Below are 18,182 nucleotides of genomic sequence, written 5' to 3'. Positions count from 1 at the left end.
TATGATGAGCGGTGACAGGAACAGGGAAACAGCAGGATCGTCGTCGCGGACGGGCGACAGGATGCTGGCCGCGACGGGTATCGCACTTGCTGCAGCGTCCGCCTTCTTTCCCTGGTACGTTTTCCTGAACGCGGACAAATTCGGAATCCGGACGGAATCGCTTGGCCGCACGCGTGACCTGCCTCCGGGCATAGGGCGGCCGGTGGTCAGCGTCTCGCCACTTGCCATGACCGACAGCTCCAAGGATGACTGGCCTGTTCCGATCGGGCCGGCTGATGCGCTGACCACGGCCACCACGTCCTCGCTGGGTGAGACTCGCGAAAACGGAACCTTTCGAGAGGAACAGCCGCTTCCCGGAAGGGGTGGTTTCCGGCTGCTGCATGTAGCCAACGGTCGAGCGCTGATCGAGGACGGTTCCGGTATGTACATGGTTCGGGTCGGTTCGAGCCTGCCCGACAATAGCAAGCTTGCCGCGCTGGAGCAGCGCGACGGCCGCTGGGTGATCATCACGTCCACAGGAGACGTCTATCAGGACACAAGCGCGGCCGGTCCGTAAGTCCGACGCAAGGTTACCGGCCTAGGCTTCGGATAAAAGATGGAGAGAAGCCTATGCAACCGATTCAACTGTTCGAAATGGCAGCACGTCAGGCCGATTGGCTCTCGGTGCGCCAGGAAGTTGTTGCGGGCAACATCGCCAATGCCAACACGCCCAAATACAAGGCGATGGACGTAACGCCGTTCGAGGCCGTTCTGGACAAGGCATATATTCCCATGGCCCGCACCCATCCCGGCCATATCGCCTCGAACAATCTCAGCGAAGAGGTCGAGCTCAAGGAATCGGAACTGAACGAAGAAATCGGCGTGCAGGAATCCGGCAATACCGTCTCGCTTGCGGAAGAGCTGTCGAAGACGGGCGAAATCAAGCGTCAATACGAACTGAGCACAGGTCTGGTGAAGTCGTTTCACAGCATGATGCTGCTGACAGTAAAGAGGTAAGCAAATGGATCCGCTTTCAGCCTCCCTGAAGATCGCTGGATCGGGAATGGAGGCCCAGGCCACGCGCCTGCGCATCGTTTCCGAAAACATCGCCAATGCCCGCTCCACCGGCGATACGCCGGGTGCGGACCCCTACCGTCGCAAGCTCATCACCTTCGGTGCCGAACTGGACCGGGCGAGCGGCGTAGACGTGGTCGAGGTCAAGAAGTTGGGCGTCGACCAGTCCAAATTCGTCGAGGAATATGATCCTGACCATCCGGCCGCCGACGAGAAGGGCATGGTCAAGCTGCCAAACGTCAACATGCTCATCGAGATGGCCGATATGCGGGAAGCGAACCGCTCCTATGACGCCAATCTCCAGACCATCAAGCAGACGCGTGAGCTGATCGCCGCGACGATTGATCTTCTGAAGGCCGGACAATGATCGATAAGATTCAGAACGTAAGCTCCCTTTCGCTCTCCAACGGGATTGAGGATATCTCTTCCGAGAAGAGTTCCGTGCTCGGATCGACCGCGCTCACGCCTGGTCAGAACACCGGCATGAACTTCGCACAAGTCCTTGGCGATATGGCAACCGACACGATGAACAGCCTGAAGGGTGCCGAAGCGATGTCCTTCAAGGCGATCCAGGGCAAGGCGAATACGCGTGAGGTCGTGGATGCGGTGCTGGAGGCCCAGCAGTCGCTGCAGACGGCCATGGCGCTGCGGGACAAGATCGTCTCCGCCTATCTCGAAATCACGAAAATGCCGATTTAACGCTTTGAGGACGAAGACATGAGAGCGCTTTCCGTCGCCGCAACGGGCATGGATGCCCAGCAGACCAATCTCGAAGTCATTGCGAACAATATCGCCAACATCAATACGACGGGCTACAAGCGTGCTCGCGCAGAGTTCTCCGATCTGCTCTATCAAAGCGAGCGCGCGCAGGGCGTGCCGAACCGCGCCAATCAGGCGATCGTGCCGGAAGGCGCCAATATCGGTCTCGGTGTGCAGACGTCTGCGGTACGCAACATCCATACACAGGGTGAACTGGCGCACACTGAAAACGATCTGGACGTCGCAATCGTCGGTCGCGGCTGGTATCAGATCCAGGCTCCGGATGGCACGACGCTCTACAGCCGCGCCGGCGCCTTCAACAAGAATGCCGAGGGCCAACTGGTCACGATCGACGGTTATGCGGTCGTTCCCAACATTACCTTCCCCGCGGATGTGAGCGAAACGCAGATCACCCGCACGGGCCAGGTCATGGTTCGCATCGGCAATTCCACGGATTTCACCGAAATCGGTCAGCTCACCGTCGCCAATTTTGTCAACGAGGCTGGCCTCCAGCCGCTCGGCGACAACCTGTTCGCGCAGACTGCCGCATCCGGCGAGCCGATCGTTGCTGTGCCCGAGGATCCGGGCTTCGGTTACCTGAAGCAGGGTTATCTGGAAAGCTCCAACGTCGACGCGGTCAAGGAGATCACCGATCTGATCTCCGCCCAGCGTGCTTACGAGATGAATTCCAAGGTCATCACTACCGCAGATGAGATGGCGCAGATCGTCAGCAAGAACCTGAAATAAAACAGGAGGCAGGCAGACATGAGGTTTCGCCGGAAAAATGCGATTGGCGCCGGGTTGGCTGCGCCCATTCTGGCCGCACTCCTTGCCGGGGCGGGGACACCGGTCCTGGCCCAGATGGGCACGGCCGTCGTGCCGATCCGGACCATTTATCCCGGCGAAGAGATCGGCAGGGGCAGCGTCGAAGAGGTCGATGTCACCAATCCGAATCTCTCCGGCGAATATGCGCGAGAGTCCAGGGAAGTCGTCGGCATGGTGGCGAAGCGGACCCTGCTGCCCGGCCGCACCATTCCGCCATCGGCACTTCGCGAAGCCTTTGCTGTGACCCGGGGCTCATCTGTCCGGCTCGTGTTTACGATCGGCAACTTGAACATTTCCGCTTCCGGGACGCCGCTCGAGAACGCTGCGATTGGTGATGTCATCCGCGTTCGCAACATCGATTCGGGCGTCACGGTGAGCGGCACCGTTATGGCCGACGGTACGATACAGGTGATGGCGAAATGAGAAAGAACTGCTTCCTCGCCATTCTTGCCCTCGTCGGCTCTCTTTTGGGCGCCGTACCGGCTGCGGGCCAGAACGCACCCATCGCCGCGCGCATCAAGGACATCGCATCGCTGCAATCCGGCCGCGACAACCAGCTCATCGGCTATGGTCTTGTCGTCGGCCTGCAAGGCACCGGCGACAGCTTGCGCTCGTCGCCTTTCACCGACCAGTCCATGCGGGCCATGCTTCAGAACCTCGGCATTTCGATGCAGGGCAGCCAGTCGAATGCCAAGAACGTCGCGGCTGTCATGGTCACGGCCAACTTGCCGCCTTTCGCGAGCCCGGGCAGCCGCATCGACGTAACTGCCAGTTCGCTCGGTGACGCGACGTCGCTGCGCGGCGGCACCTTGGTCATGACTTCACTTTCGGGTGCGGACGGGCAGATCTATGCGGTGGCCCAGGGTGCGCTGGTCGTGTCGGGTTTCTCGGCGCAGGGCCAGGCGGCGACGCTGACGGAAGGTGTCACGACCGCAGGCCGGGTTCCGAACGGCGCCATCATCGAACGCGAGCTGCCTTCCAGGTTCAAGGATTCCGTCAACCTGGTTCTGCAGCTTCGCAATCCGGACTTCTCGACGGCGGTGCGGGTGTCCGATGCCGTCAATGCTTTTGCGGCCCGCCGTTATGGCGGACCGATTGCCGACCCGCGCGATAGCCAGGAGGTAATCATCGCCAAGCCGAAGACCGCCGACCTCACCCGGCTGATGGCCGAGATTGAAAATCTGGTGGTCGAAACCGATACCCCGGCCAAGGTCGTCGTCAACGAGCGCACCGGTACGATCGTCATCGGTTCGGACGTGAAGATATCGCGCGTCGCAGTGAGCTACGGCACGCTGACTGTGCAGGTCACCGAGACGCCGCAGGTGATCCAGCCGGAGCCGTTTTCCCGTGGTCAGACGGCGGTACAGCCTCAAACGGATATCATGGCCATGAAGGACGGTGGTCAGGTCGCGATCCTGAACGGACCGGATCTGCGCACGCTTGTCGCGGGCCTCAACAGCATCGGCGTCAAGCCGGACGGCATCATCGCCATCCTGCAGGGCATCAAGTCCGCTGGCGCCCTTCAAGCGGAGCTCGTCCTGCAATGACCGAGACCCTGTTCACCGTTTCCATATCAAAAACGCTGGCTCGCCGCGTTCTTGCCGCCGCGGCTGTCCTGACGCTGGTCTCTCAGGTGGGAGCACAACAGCCGGCGATGATTTCCGAAACCTCGACCGGCGACGAGATCCAGAAATTCTGCACCAATATTGCAGATGCGGCGCGCGACCAGCGCTACCTCCTGCAGAAGCAGGAGCTTGAGAAGCTGCAGTCGGATGTCGACGAGCGTATCAGGACGCTTGAAGACCGCACGGCTGAATATCAGGACTGGCTGAAGCGCCGCAACGATTTCCTGGCACGCGCCGAGGCCGGTCTGGTCGACATCTTCAAGACGATGAAACCGGACGCCGCCGCGCCGCAGCTCGAGGAGATGCGGATGGAGATCGCCGCGGCGATCATCATGCAGCTTCCGGCGCGCCAGTCCGCCCTGTTCCTGAGCGAGATGGACCCGCAAAAGGCCGGCATGATCTCGACGATCATTTCCAGCGCTTCCGATCCAAATACGTCGAAAACACCTCCCAATACTCCGAAAGCGCCCTCATGACGAAACGCATTCCCGCCATCATGGCTTGTCTCCTTCTTGCAGGCTGCAACAGCCAGACCATCAAGGAGATCGGCAATGCGCCGGCGATGAGCCCGATCGGCAGCGGCCTGCAATATGCACAGACGCCGCAGATGTCCTCCTATCCGAAGCAGCCGCGTCACCTTGCAAGCGGTTATTCGCTTTGGAGTGACAGCCAGGCAGCGCTCTTCAAGGATGCCCGCGCGCTGAACGTCGGCGATATCCTGACCGTCGATATCCAGATCAACGACCGTGCCTCCTTCGACAACGAGACGGAGCGCACCCGTGAGAATTCCACCGGCCTCTCCTGGCAACTGGGCGTAAGCAACCTTTTCGGCTGGACGCCGGAGGCGGAGGCGACCGGTGATCTCGGTTCCGATTCCAATACGGATTCACACGGCAAGGGCTCGACGGAACGTTCCGAACGGCTGAAGCTGCTCGTGGCTGCGGTCGTCACCGGCATCCTTGAGAACGGCAATCTGCTGATCAGCGGCTCTCAGGAGGTCCGTGTCAATCACGAAATCCGCATTCTGAACGTCGCCGGTATCGTTCGCCCCCAGGATGTCGATTCCAACAACATGATCTCTTATGAGAAAATCGCCGAAGCCCGCATCTCTTACGGTGGCCGCGGTCGCCTGATGGAGGTCCAGCAACCTCCGGTGGGGCAGCAGGTCGTCGATCTGTTCTCGCCCTTCTGATGAGTGCGGATGGGGTCTCTTGATTTGAAGGTTTGAAGACCATGGCGGAAGAAACACAGGCAGCCGAAGCCGGCAGCAAGAAGAATACCGTGATGGTGCTTGCGGGTGTCGCGATCCTGACGCTGGTTGGCGCCGGCGGCGGCTGGGTTGTCGGCGGAATGATCGCGCCGAAGGAACCGGCCCCCGAGCCTCAGCAGGAGGCCGCTGCTGCAGGCGGCGAGCATGGCGAAGGCAAGAAGGACGAAGGGCTTCCGCATATCTCCACGCCGGAGAATGGCGTCGTTCTTCTGGAGCCGATCACGACCAATCTCGCCTATCCGTCGGAAAACTGGATACGGCTTGAAGTGGCGCTTGCTTTCAAGGGGCCGCCGGAACTGCCCCTCGCGGAGAATATCCATCAGGATATCCTTGCCTATATGCGTACCGTTTCGCTGCAGCAGATCGAGGGGCCGCGCGGCTTTCAGTACCTCAAGGACGATATCCAGGAGCGCATCGACCTGCGCTCGCAGGGTAAGGTTGCCAAGGTGATGTTCCGAACGTTCGTGATCGAATGATGGTTGCCGTTTCGTCAGTCCGGGAAAGCGCAACTGGGCATGTCAGCCGTATTCGGTCGCTGGGACGGAAAGTCATATGAACACCACAAGCCCCGTGCAAGTGTGTGCTGCTTAGTTCAGCCCTGAAACTCCGGAACCGTGCCGCAAGATGACCGCCAGAATCTTCTACACAAAGCCTTCCATCACCGAGCTGGAAATGCGCTATGCGGCGGATGCGGTCGCAACCGGCTGGGGTGCGAAGTGCTACGACTACATTAACCGGTTCGAGCGGACTTTTTGCGAACATCTAGGCGTGCGCTACGCGATCGCGACATCGAGCTGCACCGGCGCCATGCATATGGGCCTTGCGGCGCTGGATGTCGGCCCGGGCGACGAGGTGATCTTGGCCGATACGAACTGGATCGCAACCGCAGCGCCGATCGTACATCTCGGCGCCACGCCTGTGTTTGCCGATATTCTCCCCGACACCTGGTGTCTGGATCCGGTTCAGGTCGAACGGCATATCACACCCCGGACGAAGGCGATCGTTGCAACCCATATCTACGGCAATCTGTGTGATATGGAGGCGCTGCTCGCGATCGGGGAAAGACATGGTGTCGCGGTCATCGAGGATGCGGCGGAGGCGTTGGGCTCGGCCATAAACGGCAGGCGGGCCGGTTCGATGGGCCGCTTCGGTACCTTTTCCTTCCATGGCACGAAAACGGTGACGACCGGCGAGGGCGGCATGTTCGTCACCAATGATGCCGATCTTTACGAACGTGTCCTCACCCTCAGCAATCACGGCAGGGCACGAGGCCAGACCAGGCAGTTCTGGCCGGATATGATCGGCTTCAAGTACAAGATGTCGAATGTTCAGGCCGCCATAGGCTGCGGGCAGCTCGAACGCATAGAGGAACTGACCGCGCGCAAGCGTGACATCCTGAAGATATACAAGGCGAAGCTCTCCGGCATTTCCGGCATCGCGCTCAATCCGGAACACGAAGGGACCGTCAACGGCGCCTGGATGCCGACGGTCGTATTCTCCGAGACATGGGGAATAACCAGCGAGGATCTGCAGAAGGCCTTCCACGCCGCGGATATCGACGCGCGCGTCTTCTTTCACCCTCTGTCGAGCTTGCCGATGTTCGAGGAACAGCGGCACGAAGGGAATGTCTATAATGTGAACGCCTGGAGTATTCCGCAGCGTGCCATCAATCTTCCCAGCTACCATGACATGACGGAAGACGACCTCAACCGAGTGGCGAACACGCTTCTTGATCTCCTCGCGGTCCACGACCGCCAATCCCGGTCAGTTGCCGGAAAGAAATGAATAATCCACCTAAAGACAGGGCTTCGGAATCAAATGACCACCAAGGATGATCGCCTCGAATTTGAAGAGCACAAGAGGCAGATGTCTCTGGCTTTGGGCAAGGACGAAGCCGCTTTCCGGCAGTCGCTGGATACTCTCATCACGCTCGACAAACACGATTACTTCTATCTGTGGTCCTGGATGGGACTGCCGATCATCCAGACGCCGGCGGATATCATGGCGACCCAGGAAGTGATCTGGAACACCAAGCCGGATGTGATCATCGAGACCGGCATTGCCCGCGGCGGTTCACTGATCTTCATGGCGTCGCTCTTCGCGGCGATGGGCAAAACCGACGGAAAGGTGATCGGCGTCGATATAGACATTCGCGCGCATAATCGCGAAGCGATCGAATCCCATCCGCTTTCCCGCCACATCACGATGATCCAGGGCGGTTCGGTGGATGCGGATATCCTCGAGGCGGTGAAAGCCGAAATTCCTGCCGGCGCGCGCGTGATGGTGGTTCTGGATAGCGACCATTCGCGTAATCATGTTCTCGCTGAGTGCCGCGCTTACGGCCCGCTGGTGACGGAGGGATGTTATCTGGTCGTGGCCGATACGCTTATTGGTCATCTGACGCCCGAACAGGCCTTCACGAAGCGCTCGAAGGTCTGGCTGCAGGGTGATGAGCCATTGCAGGCACTCAAGGACTACATGGCCGAAAACGACCTCTTCGAAGTCGATCCGGTGCTGAACGGCAAACTTGTCCTGTCCTCTTCGCCGGGTGGCTATTGCGTCCGCAAGAGCGCGAAGTAAGGCGAAAGAGGCCTCTCCGGCCAGAAGGACATCGTCGGATGGTGCTTTCCGATATGCTTCTGTTCAAGGACAATGCCGATCCGAGCACACGGCTTGCCATTGCTATCCACGACGAGACGGGCCGGCAGCTCGGAGAGTTGCAATGTCTGGACAAAGCGCTGGCAAGCGAGACCGGCCTGGTCGAGGATCTGACGGATTGGCGCAACGCCGCCAGAACGTCATTCCTGACGCAGTTCGAGGCAAGGCCTGATAGAACGGCCACATGGCTCCGGAATGTCGTTCTCGCTGCTCCCGATCGTATCCTGTTTATCGTCAGAAGCACCGGCGGCGAACGCATCGGTCATATCGGGATCAGCAACATCTCCGACGAAAAGGCCGAGATCGACAACGTCATGCGCGGGCGCCGTTCCGGCGAAAGGCGCATGATGTTCTATAGCAGCGTGGCGCTCATCGCCTGGATATTCGGAACGCTTCGGGTGCCGGTTACGCAACTGTGCGTGCTCTCGCTCAATACGGGAGCGATCAGGCTCTATGACCGTCTGGGATTCGAAGAGGTCGAGCGCACGCCGCTCCGGCGCATCGATGAGCCGGATATGATCCGCTACACCACGCAGGCCGACCACGGCTCGGCGGCCGGTTTCGACTACCTGCGGATGGAGATATCGGCAGAACGCTTCCGTCGACTTTATCCCTGGGCTCACGCGGCCGGCTAAGCCGCAGCCAATTTTCTTCCGCATGGAATAGCAAAATGCACCGCATGGCCTCTTGAGGGGCCTTCGACCGCGATCGCAGCTCACATTATCTGATTTCCAAATGCGGAACCGCAGTCACGAACTTCGTTCCTTGCTCGGACAAAGAGGCGAGCTGCTGACGGACTTCTGCTGCGATGTTCCAGGGCAGGATCATTACATAATCCGGCCGGCGCTCGAAAATGACGTCCGGGTGCAGGATGGGAATATGGCTCCCGGGCATGAACTTGTCCCGTTTGGCGGCAGCGGCATCGCAGACGAAGGACAGGAGATCGGGCTTGACGCCCGCGAAGTTCAGGAGCGTGTTGCCCTTGGCCGCAGCTCCATAGGCTGCCACTGTTTTTCCCTCGCGTCTCGCCTGCAGCAGGAAGGCAAGCGCGTCGTTCTTGACCTGCTCCGCCTTGACCTGGAATTGAGCATAAGTCGCGGCTGTCCGCAGGCCGCGATATTCCTCCTCGGTGAGCAGCAGACCGACCGCATCGGTCGTCTGCCTCGGATCATCCGTGTGGCAGCCGTAAACCCGCAGGCTTCCGCCATGGGTCGGCAATTCTTCGACGTCGAAAACGCGCAAGCCCGCGCTTTCGAAGATCCGTCCGACGGTGAACAGGGAGAGGTAGGAGAAGTGTTCGTGATAGACGGTGTCGAACTGGTTCTGCTCGATCAGCCGCATGAGATGCGGGAATTCCAGTGTGATCGTACCGCCGGGCTTGAGCACCGCCTTCAGGCCCCGTGTGAAATCATTGATGTCCGGAACATGGGCATAGACATTGTTGCCGAGAATGAGGTCGGCGCTCCTGCCTTCATCGGCAAGCGTCTTGCCGAGGGCTTCACCGAAGAATTCCCGGAGCACCGGGATACCCAATGCCTCTGCAGCCTCGGCCGTGCTTGCTGTCGGCTCGATCCCGAGGCAGGGAATGTTGGCGGCGACGAAATTCTTCAGAAGGTAACCGTCGTTCGAGGCGACTTCGATGACCATGCTTTGCTGACCAAGGCCAAGCCGTGTGGTAATCGTCTCGACATAGCGGGCCGCATGGGCGAGCCAGCTCCTCGATGCGCTGGAGAAGTAGGCATATTCGGCACTGAAAAGCGATTCCGCGGAGGCGTAATCCTCTGTCTGTACGAGCCAGCATTCCTCGCAGACCTTCAGCCTCAGCGGGAAATAGACTTCCGGCTTGGAGAGGTCCGCAGCGGTGAGATAGGCGTTGGACGGTGGCGCGAAGCCAAGGTCGAGGAAGTTGCAGCGAAGAGCGCTGCCGCAATGCCGGCATTTCATGGCGTCAGTCCCGTAAATTTTTCTGTCAGGTATGGATGGCGACGATCCCGCTCGGACATTTCGGTGATCTCCAGCGGCCAGTTGATGCCAAGCGCCGCATCCTGCGAATTCAGTGCTCCTTCTGCGCCTGGCACGTAGGGCACCGAATGCAGATAGAGGAGTTCGCAATCACCGGTAAGCGTCTGAAAACCGTGCGCAAAGCCCTCGGGTATCAGCAGCGACCGGCGATTGTCTGCGGAAAGCTCTTCCGCATGCCATTTGAGGTAGGTTGACGAATCGGCCCTCAGATCGACGGCGACATCCCAGACAGCGCCGCGGATGCAGTTGACCAGCTTCATTTCGGAATGTGGCGGATGCTGAAAATGCATGCCGCGCACCGTGCCTTTGCGCGCGGTCATCGTCAGGTTGATCTGCGCGACCGGCTTGGCCCAGCCTGCCGCAGCGAGCTCCTCGGCACAGAACATGCGCGACAGGAAGCCACGTGAATCGCCAAGGTTCTGGCGTTCGATGAGCTTCAGGCCGGCAAGCGGCAGATCGGTAGTTGCGAAGCGGCTCAAGGACATGCCTCGTAGTCGGTGATTTCGGCTTCGCAGAGCGCACGTGCATCGGCGCCGCCGTGCTGTGCGCGATACCATGTCATGGTCCGGTCGACGGCTTCCTTAAGCAGCCAACGCGGCTCGATATTCAACATGTGCCGCGCCTTGGCCGTTTCCAGCGCAAGCCAGCGCGCCTCGTGCGGTCCCTCGGTGCCATCGCCATATTGGACGTCTCCTGAGCCGTAGGAGGCTCGGGCGATCTCGATCACCTGACGCACGGATGCCGCCTCGTGGCTCACCGGTCCGAAGTTATATGCCTGAGCAAGGGTCGGATCGTCGTAGAGTCGTTCCGCGAGCACGAGATAGGCTGAAAGGGGCTCCAGCACATGCTGCCACGGGCCTTTAGCCTCCGGCCGCCGGACATGCAGGACCTTGCCGGACTGCCATGCGCGCGCCGCATCCGGCAGCAGCCGGTCCATAGACCAGTCGCCGCCGCCGATCACGTTGCCGGCTCGGGCGCTGGCGACAGCGACGCCTTGCTCGCGCAGAAAGGAGTCGCGATAGCTTGAAATGGTGATCTCTGCCGCCGCCTTGCTGGCGCTGTAGGGATCATGACCGCCGATCTGGTCCGTTTCCCGATAAGGGAAGGCATGTTCGAGGTTCCGGTAGACCTTGTCCGTCGTGATTGCCACGACGACGCGCGCCGACGGGACCGAACGAATGGCTTCAAGCAGGTTCGCCGTGCCGAGCACATTCGTCGCGAACGTGCCGAGCGGGTCCTGATAACTCGGCCGCACCAGGGCCTGCGCGGCAAGATGCAGCACGATCTCGGGCGAGGCCATCCGGACGAGTTCGGCCAGCCTTGCCGCGTCGCGGATATCCTGGAAATGGCTTGCCGCAAGTTCCGGCCGTGCGAGCGTAAACAGGTTCGGCTCGGTTTCCGGCGGCAGCGAAATGCCGGTGACGCTTGCGCCGAGTCGCGCAAGCCAGATGGAGAGCCAGGTTCCCTTGAAGCCGGTATGTCCGGTCAGCAGAACACGCTTGCCCGCCCAGAAATCGGAGTTTGGCCGAACACAAGCTGTCACGGCCAGATCTTCCACGGTGCTTGTCCCGATGCCCAGAGATCCTCGAGCAGGTTCTTTTCGCGCAACGTGTCCATCGGCTGCCAGAAGCCCTCGTGCTCGTAGGCCATCAGCTCGCTCATGGCGGCGAGAGATGTCATCGGCGCGGCTTCCCACGGCGTGCTGTCGGCGTCGATGAGATCGATGGACTTGGGAGACAGGACGAAAAAGCCGCCGTTGATCATGCCGCCGTCACCACGCGGCTTTTCCACGAAGCCGGTGACCTGGCTGCCGTCACGCTCCAGGGCACCGTAGCGGCCAGGCGGATGAACGGCCGTTACCGTTGCCAGCCTGCCATGGGCGCGATGGAACTTGATCACTTCGGTAATGTTCACATCGCTCAACCCGTCGCCATAGGTGAAGCAGAAGCAATCCTCGTAGCGCAGATAATCTGCGACGCGTCTTAGGCGGCCGCCGGTCATCGTGGCTTCGCCGGTATCGATCAGCGTGACCTTCCACGGCTCGGCCGTGCGGCGGTGAACCTGCATCTCGTTATAGGCCATGTCGAAGGTGATATCCGACATATGCAGGAAGTAGTTCGCGAAATACTCCTTGATGACATAGCCCTTGTATCCGCAGCAGATGATGAACTCGTTCACGCCGTGGGCGGAATAGAGCTTCATGATATGCCAGAGGATCGGTCGGCCGCCGATCTCGATCATCGGCTTCGGCCTCAGATGGGTTTCCTCGGAGATGCGGGTCCCGAGCCCGCCGGCCAGAATAACAGCTTTCACTTCTTTCTCTCTCAGCCCTCAGGGGCGGGTCTCGTGTCTTGGAGTCCCATATTGTCCCTATCCCATCTATTGGGATGATTTGCAGTCCTACAGCAGGATGGTCTGTATGAGGTCATCCTGGGCAAAAACGAGATTCGGGGGATAGCCGAGCTCCAGAAACTGCTCGCGCTGTTTGGGCAGTGCGACGAGGACTGCCGTCTTGTTTGCAAAATCCGGCGTATGCTCGACTGGTTCGTCGATGACTTTGATTCGTTCAGGGAAATTGACCTTGGCGATACGCTCTTTAACGGTTTGCGGGTCTGGAAAGCCGTGAACGATGAGGTGATCGATTTCCGCCGCGGCATTGACCTGCCAGGCCAGCGTTTCGAGAGCGGCTGCAATCAGCAACCCTTCCCGTGCCGCAACGACTTCCGGAAAATCATCGAAGCCGCCAAAGCACAATCGTGTATATACCTCGTAGGCCTTGACGAATTCTCTGAAGCTGATGAGCAATCGCAACGCGACCGTCATGCGCAACAAAGTGAACGTTCGACACATCTGTTCCTGCGTCGCTCGGTCCTCGGCGTCGCGCGAAATCTGACCTCGTTTCATGCCGAAATAGAGGAAATATTCCAGCCCGCCGCGATACTGGTCCCAACCGGACATCGCAATGTCGTGGCCCCCCTGGCGCCTGTCCCGGCCATGCTCGGACCGGCCGACCTGCTTGTAGAAAGGCTCTTTCAGGAACGCGACGTCCCCCTGGTCGAGCAGATGCGCCAGCATGGGGAAAGCATAGAAGCAGACATCGCGCGGCACCCATGTCGTCCTTAATGCCTGGGTGCGGAAGATGGCGATCTCCGGGAAAATATGCCCTTTGACCATGAAGTTGAAGACTTGGCCAAAACTCCGGCGTTCGAAGACGACGTCTTCCTTTATGTCGTAGAATTTCCCGGTATCGGCCTCCAGAATGCCGTCATAGAGATACCAGGGAGCATGGCAGACAAGCACATTCGGGTGTTCATCGAGAAATTTCATGGCGTTGAGGAGGCCCTCGTGAACGAGGCGATCATCGTCGGCCAGGTAGACGGCATACTCGCCGCGCGCTCGCCGAAAGACGGCGTTCACGTTGACGACCGCGCCATGATTTTCGGCTCTTACATAATAGTTGATCGGAAGTTGCGAGGCGAATTCCCGGGCGATTTCGGCGGTGTTATCCGTTGACGCGTTGTCGGAGATAACAATCTCGTAAGGGAATTCGAAATCGAACCCCTTGATGCGTTCCAGACACGAGCGGAGATGCTGAGCTCGGTTATACGTCGGAATGCAGATGCTGAGCTTGATCGAATTCACTGATATTTCCTTCGACAGGAGTTTGCCAGGCGGCACGGCTTGCACTCGTCGAGAGCAACTCGGCCATGTTGATGCGATGCAGGTTCCTCCGGTGCCGGCGTCCCTCCCGGCAAAGTCGTTTGTCCAGATGCACCACGTGTTGCTCGCATTCAGGCTCCCGGCGCCATTGTGAGATTATTGAGCTGACGCTAACGGTTGAGACTTGCGCAAAACTGAAGCGCATGTTCGGCCAATGCGAATGGAGACGGTGCGCTCAGCAGGGGAAGCGCAGACAGGACCATCTTCCTGTTCACGACCTTCCGCGTCCGGCCTTTGAGTGTTGACCTGCGTCCGCGAGGGTGGCTATCGAAGATGACATCGAGGACCTTCGTGATCGCATGATTCGGTTGATCTATCTATTCGTCGCGTTGATCGCGGCACCCGGGCTTGCGCTTGCCCAGCAATCGCCTGCGGACCTTCTCAATCTGCCGGTCGACGGCTCCGCTGCCGCGTGGATCATTCGCACTTTCGGCCTGCTGACAGTCCTGTCGGTCGCTCCGGGCATCCTGATCATGGTTACAAGCTTTCCACGCTTCGTGATCGCCTTTTCAATTCTTCGATCCGGCATGGGGCTTGCGACGGCGCCTTCCAACATGGTGCTGGTCTCGATGGCGCTGTTCATGACTTTTTATGTCATGTCACCAACCTTCGATCGCGCCTGGAATGAAGGCGTTCAGCCGCTTCTGCAAAACCAGGTGACGGAGGCTGAGGCCGTGCAGCGGATTGCCGAACCTTTCCGTGCCTTCATGTCTGCGAATACCCGTGACAAGGATCTGGAACTCTTTGTCGAGATTGCCCGCGAGCGTAGTCAATCCGTCGGAACGCCTGAAGCGATCGACTATCGAGTATTGATCCCGGCTTTCATGCTGTCGGAGATCCGTCGCGGGTTCGAAATCGGCTTTCTGATCATCTTGCCGTTCCTGGTGATCGACATGATCGTTGCGGCGATCACCATGGCGATGGGGATGATGATGCTGCCGCCGACGTCGATCTCATTGCCCTTCAAGATTCTTTTCTTTGTGCTGATCGACGGCTGGAATCTGCTGGTCGGCAGCCTGATTCGCTCATTCAACTGACCGCAAGGTCCTTCGAAAGGAAACGGCCGGGTGGTTCCCGGCCGTTTCGAGCTTGCGTCAGGCTTCGCGCGAGATGAACGGGCCGTTCCGCGGTGGCAAGACGGGTACGTCGAAGTGATCGGGCGGCAACTTTGCCTTCGCGCGGTCCGCCATCCTTGTGTAGGCCGTTTCGAGGTGGCGGCAGAAGCGCTCGGCATCGAAAAGCGGATGCGTGAAGCGGTTGGCTTCCAGCCGCTTTCTGATCTGTGCGAGTTCTTCCCTGTTGTTGTAATAATGAACTGCGCGGCGGACATAGTCGTCGGCGTCGTCGGCGATCATTTCCGGCAGGCCCAGGGCATTCAACAGGCTTTCGCTGACGCGGGAAGCGAAGTTGACGCCCTTGTGGGTGAGCATCGGCAGGCCGGCCCATAGCTTTTCCGAGGTCGTCGTGTGACCGTTGTAAGGATAGGTATCCAGGCCGAGATCTGTAACCGCCACGCGATCGAGATACGCAGCGTAGTCGTGAACACGATCCCCGAAGAGGATGCGATCGGCGGAAATGCCTGCGTCGGTGAACGCCTTGAGCAAATTCTTGCGTGCCCCGAACCTTTCCCGGCAGATGAGGAAAAGATAGCTCTCGGGAGCCTCCGTCAGGATACGTATCCAAAGTTGGACGGTCGCGGGAGTGAACTTCCAATGGCTGTGGAAGCATGAGTAGATGAAAGCATCCTTCGGCATCTTGCAGATTGCCCGATCGATCGACCGCGGAAGCGGCCGATGGATCGCATCGTTCGGAAAGAAGGTCTCCGGCATCCAGCAGAGCTTTTCATAGTAGTTGGGGATCGAGGTTTCGGGCACCACCGTGTGGTCGCAGATCAGATAGTCGATATCGACATTGCAGACGGTGCCGGGGTAGCCGAGCCAGGTGGCATGCACAGGCGCGGTGAAGCGGTTCATCACCCACACCCGGTTCTCGGCCGTATGGCCGTGCAGGTCGACGAGGATATCGATATTCTCGGCCTTGACGGCGTCGGCTGCCTCGTCGTCCGTCATGTCGCGAATTCTGACGATCTTGCCCCATTCGTCGCGATTGGCCTTGTTATGGTCGCGAAGATGCTCCGGGTCGGCATTGCAGAAGATCGTGATCTCGAAACGGTCCCTGTCATGCGCTTCGAGAACGCCGCGGAAGGCTTTCATAACCGCGTGTTCTGTCCAAAGGTCGGCAGAGAGATAGCCGATGCGGAGCTTGTCGCCCCACTTGTGAGGCATTGAGAGCCTTTTCGCAGACCCATGCCACGGCTTTCTTTCGCCGCGACCGGCGCCCGCCATGGAGTTTGCCTTTTCGTCATCGCACCAGCGGATGTTGTAGAGCGAAACCTCGTCCAGGATCGCTTCAAAGTCGCCGGCCGCAATCTCCTGCTTGAGGATCGGGTCATATTCCGCGAGCACGTCGTAGTTAAGGCTGTCGCGAATGACAGAGAGATAGAAATTGCGGACGATCTTGTCGTCACGGTCCTTTGCGAAGACATCCAGAATGAACTGATTTTCCTCGTCGCTGCGATCCTGGAGCTTGATCGAGCGCACCGCAAGCTGCCGGTGGGGCCGTTCCGTGCTTTCACCGAGAGTCTTCCGGAAGGCTTCCGTCCCTTCCAGGTTTTGTCGCATCAGCGCGGCCGACATCATGAGCGCCATGTCCGGATCGGCGAGCGCTTCATTGAGAATTCGTTTGCCGAGGCGAAGCAGGCTTATGTCGTCGCCGTTCGACAGATGAAGTCTCATGGCTTCACGCAGGTACTTGATCCGATGGGGAGAATTCTGTTCTCCGGCAAGCTGAAACGCCTGGGCAGCTTCGGCCTTCATCTTGAGCTTTACGAGCGTTGCACCCAATAGCGCGTAGTGCCTTGGGTCCTTTTGAACATCCAGCAGCCTGTTCAGAATGGCCAGGACATCATGATATTGGGCTTTGTCAAAATGTTTCTGGGCATTGAGATACTGCCGTTTCAACTTAATGCTGTTCAACCGTCCCACTCCAAATCATAGCTGTGCCGGGCATCGCGACAGGCCCGCTTTCCACCCATCGTGGCAGGCCAAGCTTGCATGAAGCCGACTTCGGCAAATTCCCGTCGACATAAACCAATGATTAACTACGTCCGCCAACACGCTCTTCGTACCGGTCTCGCTTAAAGGACTTGGCAAGGATTGGCTGCGAGATTTTCCGCACACGACGGGTTTGGTATCCCTTCCGAGCGAAGGAACCGAGTTGGCATGATGCCGGACCGAAGTGACCGGTAAAACATCCAGTCCGGTATGTCCCCCCAAAAGTATTTCGTTCAAAGGGACAATCAAATCATGGCTAGCATTCTTACCAACATCAACGCGATGGCGGCTCTCCAGACGCTGCGGACCATCAGCTCCGACATGGAGACGACGCAGGACCGTATTTCGACCGGCATGCGCGTCGGCACCGCTTCCGACAACGCTGCCTACTGGTCGATCGCAACCACCATGCGTTCCGACAACGCGTCTCTTTCGTCCGTCCAGGACGCGATGGGCCTCGGCGCAGCCAAGGTCGATACGGCCTATTCCGGCATGGAAGCTGCTATCGACGTTGTTCAGGAAATCAAGAACAAGCTCGTTACGGCTGCCGAAGGCAGCGCCGACAAGGCCAAGATCCAGGAAGAAATCACGCAGCTCCAGGATCAGCTGAAGAGCATTGCTTCCTCCGCCTCCTTCTCCGGCGAAAACTGGCTGCAGGCCGAAATCGGCGGCGCCGCCAACGCGACCACCGGCGTCGTCGAAGCCGGCAGCGCGATCACCAAGCAGATCGTTGGTTCCTTCACGCGCGATGCCGACGGCAATGTCGCGGTCAAGACTGTCGACGTCGAACTCGATGAATCGAACGTCCTGTTCGACCTTTCGGGCGGCAATGCCGGTCTTCTCGACGCGAACATGATGAAGGGTATGCGCGCGATCGACTATGACGATGGCACGACCAACTCCGTCCAGTACTACGGTACCGTCAACACGACGGCCATCTACGACACCACCGCTCAGTGGAAGGATGTTGGCGGCGGCGTCTTCATGAAGGGCGACACCAACGGCGTCTTCACGACCGGCGCAAGCGGCACCTACCTCATCAAGGTCGGCGGTGCTTACATCGATGCCGTCTACACGACCGAAGGTTACGACTTCTCGGCCGGCGCGACAGCCACCAGCGGCGTTTCCTATTCGCTC

At 59.3% G+C, this 18,182-nt stretch carries 21 protein-coding genes; 15 read left to right on the top strand and 6 right to left on the bottom strand.

Annotated elements, in window-relative coordinates:
• Position 1 precedes the first annotated feature (1 nt).
• From JL39_RS28515 to JL39_RS28455, 13 genes are all read left to right on the top strand, one after another.
• Entirely contained in the window at positions 2-556 is a 555-nt protein-coding gene (locus JL39_RS28515; protein ID WP_152601295.1) for a flagellar protein, read from the top strand.
• A gap of 53 nt (positions 557-609) precedes the next feature.
• A complete protein-coding gene (gene flgB, locus JL39_RS28510; protein ID WP_037158780.1) occupies positions 610-996 on the top strand; it encodes a flagellar basal body rod protein FlgB in 387 nt (128 codons plus the stop codon).
• A gap of 4 nt (positions 997-1,000) precedes the next feature.
• A complete protein-coding gene (flgC, locus tag JL39_RS28505; RefSeq protein ID WP_037158777.1) occupies positions 1,001-1,420 on the top strand; it encodes a flagellar basal body rod protein FlgC in 420 nt (139 codons plus the stop codon).
• Complete coding sequence (locus JL39_RS28500) at positions 1,417-1,752, top strand: flagellar hook-basal body complex protein FliE (protein ID WP_037158774.1); 336 nt, start codon at positions 1,417-1,419, stop codon at positions 1,750-1,752. The genes flgC and JL39_RS28500 overlap by 4 nt, the downstream gene beginning before the upstream one ends.
• 18 nt (positions 1,753-1,770) lie before the next feature.
• Positions 1,771-2,559, top strand: a complete 789-nt coding sequence (gene flgG / locus JL39_RS28495; RefSeq protein WP_037158771.1) for a flagellar basal-body rod protein FlgG — start codon at positions 1,771-1,773, stop codon at positions 2,557-2,559.
• Between the two features lie 114 nt (positions 2,560-2,673).
• Positions 2,674-3,060, top strand: a complete 387-nt coding sequence (gene flgA / locus JL39_RS28490) for a flagellar basal body P-ring formation chaperone FlgA (protein WP_244446988.1) — start codon at positions 2,674-2,676, stop codon at positions 3,058-3,060.
• Positions 3,057-4,184 (top strand): flagellar basal body P-ring protein FlgI, encoded by a 1,128-nt coding sequence (locus tag JL39_RS28485; RefSeq protein WP_037158765.1) that lies wholly within the window; start codon positions 3,057-3,059, stop codon positions 4,182-4,184. The genes flgA and JL39_RS28485 overlap by 4 nt, the downstream gene beginning before the upstream one ends.
• Positions 4,181-4,738 (top strand): MotE family protein, encoded by a 558-nt coding sequence (locus tag JL39_RS28480; protein ID WP_052183160.1) that lies wholly within the window; start codon positions 4,181-4,183, stop codon positions 4,736-4,738. The genes JL39_RS28485 and JL39_RS28480 overlap by 4 nt, the downstream gene beginning before the upstream one ends.
• Positions 4,735-5,454, top strand: a complete 720-nt coding sequence (gene flgH / locus JL39_RS28475; RefSeq protein ID WP_037158762.1) for a flagellar basal body L-ring protein FlgH — start codon at positions 4,735-4,737, stop codon at positions 5,452-5,454. Before JL39_RS28480 ends, flgH begins: the two co-directional genes overlap by 4 nt.
• A 41-nt stretch (positions 5,455-5,495) precedes the next feature.
• Entirely contained in the window at positions 5,496-6,008 is a 513-nt protein-coding gene (locus JL39_RS28470) for a flagellar basal body-associated FliL family protein (RefSeq protein WP_037158759.1), read from the top strand.
• Positions 6,009-6,156: 148 nt separating this feature from the next.
• Entirely contained in the window at positions 6,157-7,317 is a 1,161-nt protein-coding gene (locus tag JL39_RS28465; protein WP_037158756.1) for a DegT/DnrJ/EryC1/StrS family aminotransferase, read from the top strand.
• A 33-nt stretch (positions 7,318-7,350) separates the two neighbouring features.
• On the top strand, positions 7,351-8,112 hold the full coding sequence (locus tag JL39_RS28460; RefSeq protein WP_037158753.1) for a CmcI family methyltransferase: 762 nt from the start codon (positions 7,351-7,353) through the stop codon (positions 8,110-8,112).
• A gap of 38 nt (positions 8,113-8,150) precedes the next feature.
• The gene (locus JL39_RS28455; protein WP_037158750.1) at positions 8,151-8,825 is read left to right on the top strand and encodes a GNAT family N-acetyltransferase; all 675 of its coding nucleotides are present in this window, start codon (positions 8,151-8,153) and stop codon (positions 8,823-8,825) included.
• Positions 8,826-8,910: 85 nt separating this feature from the next.
• On the opposite strand, the gene JL39_RS28450 is transcribed toward JL39_RS28455, so the two are convergent.
• The 5 genes from JL39_RS28450 to JL39_RS28430 form a co-directional block, all read right to left on the bottom strand.
• Positions 8,911-10,134: a class I SAM-dependent methyltransferase gene (locus tag JL39_RS28450; protein WP_037158748.1), complete on the bottom strand. Its 1,224-nt coding sequence runs from the start codon at positions 10,132-10,134 to the stop codon at positions 8,911-8,913.
• Positions 10,131-10,697: a dTDP-4-dehydrorhamnose 3,5-epimerase family protein gene (locus tag JL39_RS28445; RefSeq protein WP_200884020.1), complete on the bottom strand. Its 567-nt coding sequence runs from the start codon at positions 10,695-10,697 to the stop codon at positions 10,131-10,133. Before JL39_RS28445 ends, JL39_RS28450 begins: the two co-directional genes overlap by 4 nt.
• Positions 10,688-11,770: a CDP-glucose 4,6-dehydratase gene (gene rfbG / locus JL39_RS28440; RefSeq protein WP_081953027.1), complete on the bottom strand. Its 1,083-nt coding sequence runs from the start codon at positions 11,768-11,770 to the stop codon at positions 10,688-10,690. Before rfbG ends, JL39_RS28445 begins: the two co-directional genes overlap by 10 nt.
• Positions 11,752-12,525, bottom strand: coding sequence for a glucose-1-phosphate cytidylyltransferase (rfbF, locus tag JL39_RS28435; protein WP_037158745.1), 774 nt, complete (start codon positions 12,523-12,525; stop codon positions 11,752-11,754). Before rfbF ends, rfbG begins: the two co-directional genes overlap by 19 nt.
• An 87-nt stretch (positions 12,526-12,612) precedes the next feature.
• A complete protein-coding gene (locus JL39_RS28430) occupies positions 12,613-13,854 on the bottom strand; it encodes a glycosyltransferase family 2 protein (RefSeq protein WP_037158742.1) in 1,242 nt (413 codons plus the stop codon).
• Between the two features lie 377 nt (positions 13,855-14,231).
• Here JL39_RS28430 and fliP point away from each other — a divergent pair, with 377 nt between their 5' ends.
• Positions 14,232-14,969, top strand: a complete 738-nt coding sequence (gene fliP / locus JL39_RS28425) for a flagellar type III secretion system pore protein FliP (RefSeq protein WP_037159943.1) — start codon at positions 14,232-14,234, stop codon at positions 14,967-14,969.
• A 57-nt stretch (positions 14,970-15,026) separates the two neighbouring features.
• Here fliP and JL39_RS28420 read toward each other — a convergent pair whose 3' ends face one another.
• Positions 15,027-16,967, bottom strand: a complete 1,941-nt coding sequence (locus JL39_RS28420) for a glycosyl transferase (RefSeq protein WP_152601294.1) — start codon at positions 16,965-16,967, stop codon at positions 15,027-15,029.
• Between the two features lie 330 nt (positions 16,968-17,297).
• On the opposite strand from JL39_RS28420, the gene JL39_RS28415 reads away from it, so the two are divergent.
• On the top strand, positions 17,298-18,182 hold an 885-nt coding region (locus JL39_RS28415), incomplete at its 3' end, for a flagellar hook associated protein (protein ID WP_244446978.1).

Source organism: Rhizobium sp. YS-1r (assembly GCF_000757525.1).
Lineage (GTDB): Bacteria > Pseudomonadota > Alphaproteobacteria > Rhizobiales > Rhizobiaceae > Neorhizobium > Neorhizobium petrolearium.
Note: the sequence above shows the minus strand (reverse complement) of the source record. Positions and strands in the feature narration are given on the sequence as shown.

Excerpts from the sequence above, each read along its gene's own strand:
- JL39_RS28515 (WP_152601295.1), top strand. The coding sequence starts at position 2 with ATGATGAGCGGTGACAGGAACAGGGAAACAGCAGGATCGTCGTCGCGG.
- flgB (WP_037158780.1), top strand. The coding sequence starts at position 610 with ATGCAACCGATTCAACTGTTCGAAATGGCAGCACGTCAGGCCGATTGG.
- flgC (WP_037158777.1), top strand. The coding sequence starts at position 1,001 with ATGGATCCGCTTTCAGCCTCCCTGAAGATCGCTGGATCGGGAATGGAG.
- JL39_RS28500 (WP_037158774.1), top strand. The coding sequence starts at position 1,417 with ATGATCGATAAGATTCAGAACGTAAGCTCCCTTTCGCTCTCCAACGGG.
- flgG (WP_037158771.1), top strand. The coding sequence starts at position 1,771 with ATGAGAGCGCTTTCCGTCGCCGCAACGGGCATGGATGCCCAGCAGACC.
- flgA (WP_244446988.1), top strand. The coding sequence starts at position 2,674 with ATGGGCACGGCCGTCGTGCCGATCCGGACCATTTATCCCGGCGAAGAG.
- JL39_RS28485 (WP_037158765.1), top strand. The coding sequence starts at position 3,057 with ATGAGAAAGAACTGCTTCCTCGCCATTCTTGCCCTCGTCGGCTCTCTT.
- JL39_RS28480 (WP_052183160.1), top strand. The coding sequence starts at position 4,181 with ATGACCGAGACCCTGTTCACCGTTTCCATATCAAAAACGCTGGCTCGC.
- flgH (WP_037158762.1), top strand. The coding sequence starts at position 4,735 with ATGACGAAACGCATTCCCGCCATCATGGCTTGTCTCCTTCTTGCAGGC.
- JL39_RS28470 (WP_037158759.1), top strand. The coding sequence starts at position 5,496 with ATGGCGGAAGAAACACAGGCAGCCGAAGCCGGCAGCAAGAAGAATACC.
- JL39_RS28465 (WP_037158756.1), top strand. The coding sequence starts at position 6,157 with ATGACCGCCAGAATCTTCTACACAAAGCCTTCCATCACCGAGCTGGAA.
- JL39_RS28460 (WP_037158753.1), top strand. The coding sequence starts at position 7,351 with ATGACCACCAAGGATGATCGCCTCGAATTTGAAGAGCACAAGAGGCAG.
- JL39_RS28455 (WP_037158750.1), top strand. The coding sequence starts at position 8,151 with ATGGTGCTTTCCGATATGCTTCTGTTCAAGGACAATGCCGATCCGAGC.
- JL39_RS28450 (WP_037158748.1), bottom strand. The coding sequence starts at position 10,134 with ATGAAATGCCGGCATTGCGGCAGCGCTCTTCGCTGCAACTTCCTCGAC.
- JL39_RS28445 (WP_200884020.1), bottom strand. The coding sequence starts at position 10,697 with ATGTCCTTGAGCCGCTTCGCAACTACCGATCTGCCGCTTGCCGGCCTG.
- fliP (WP_037159943.1), top strand. The coding sequence starts at position 14,232 with ATGATTCGGTTGATCTATCTATTCGTCGCGTTGATCGCGGCACCCGGG.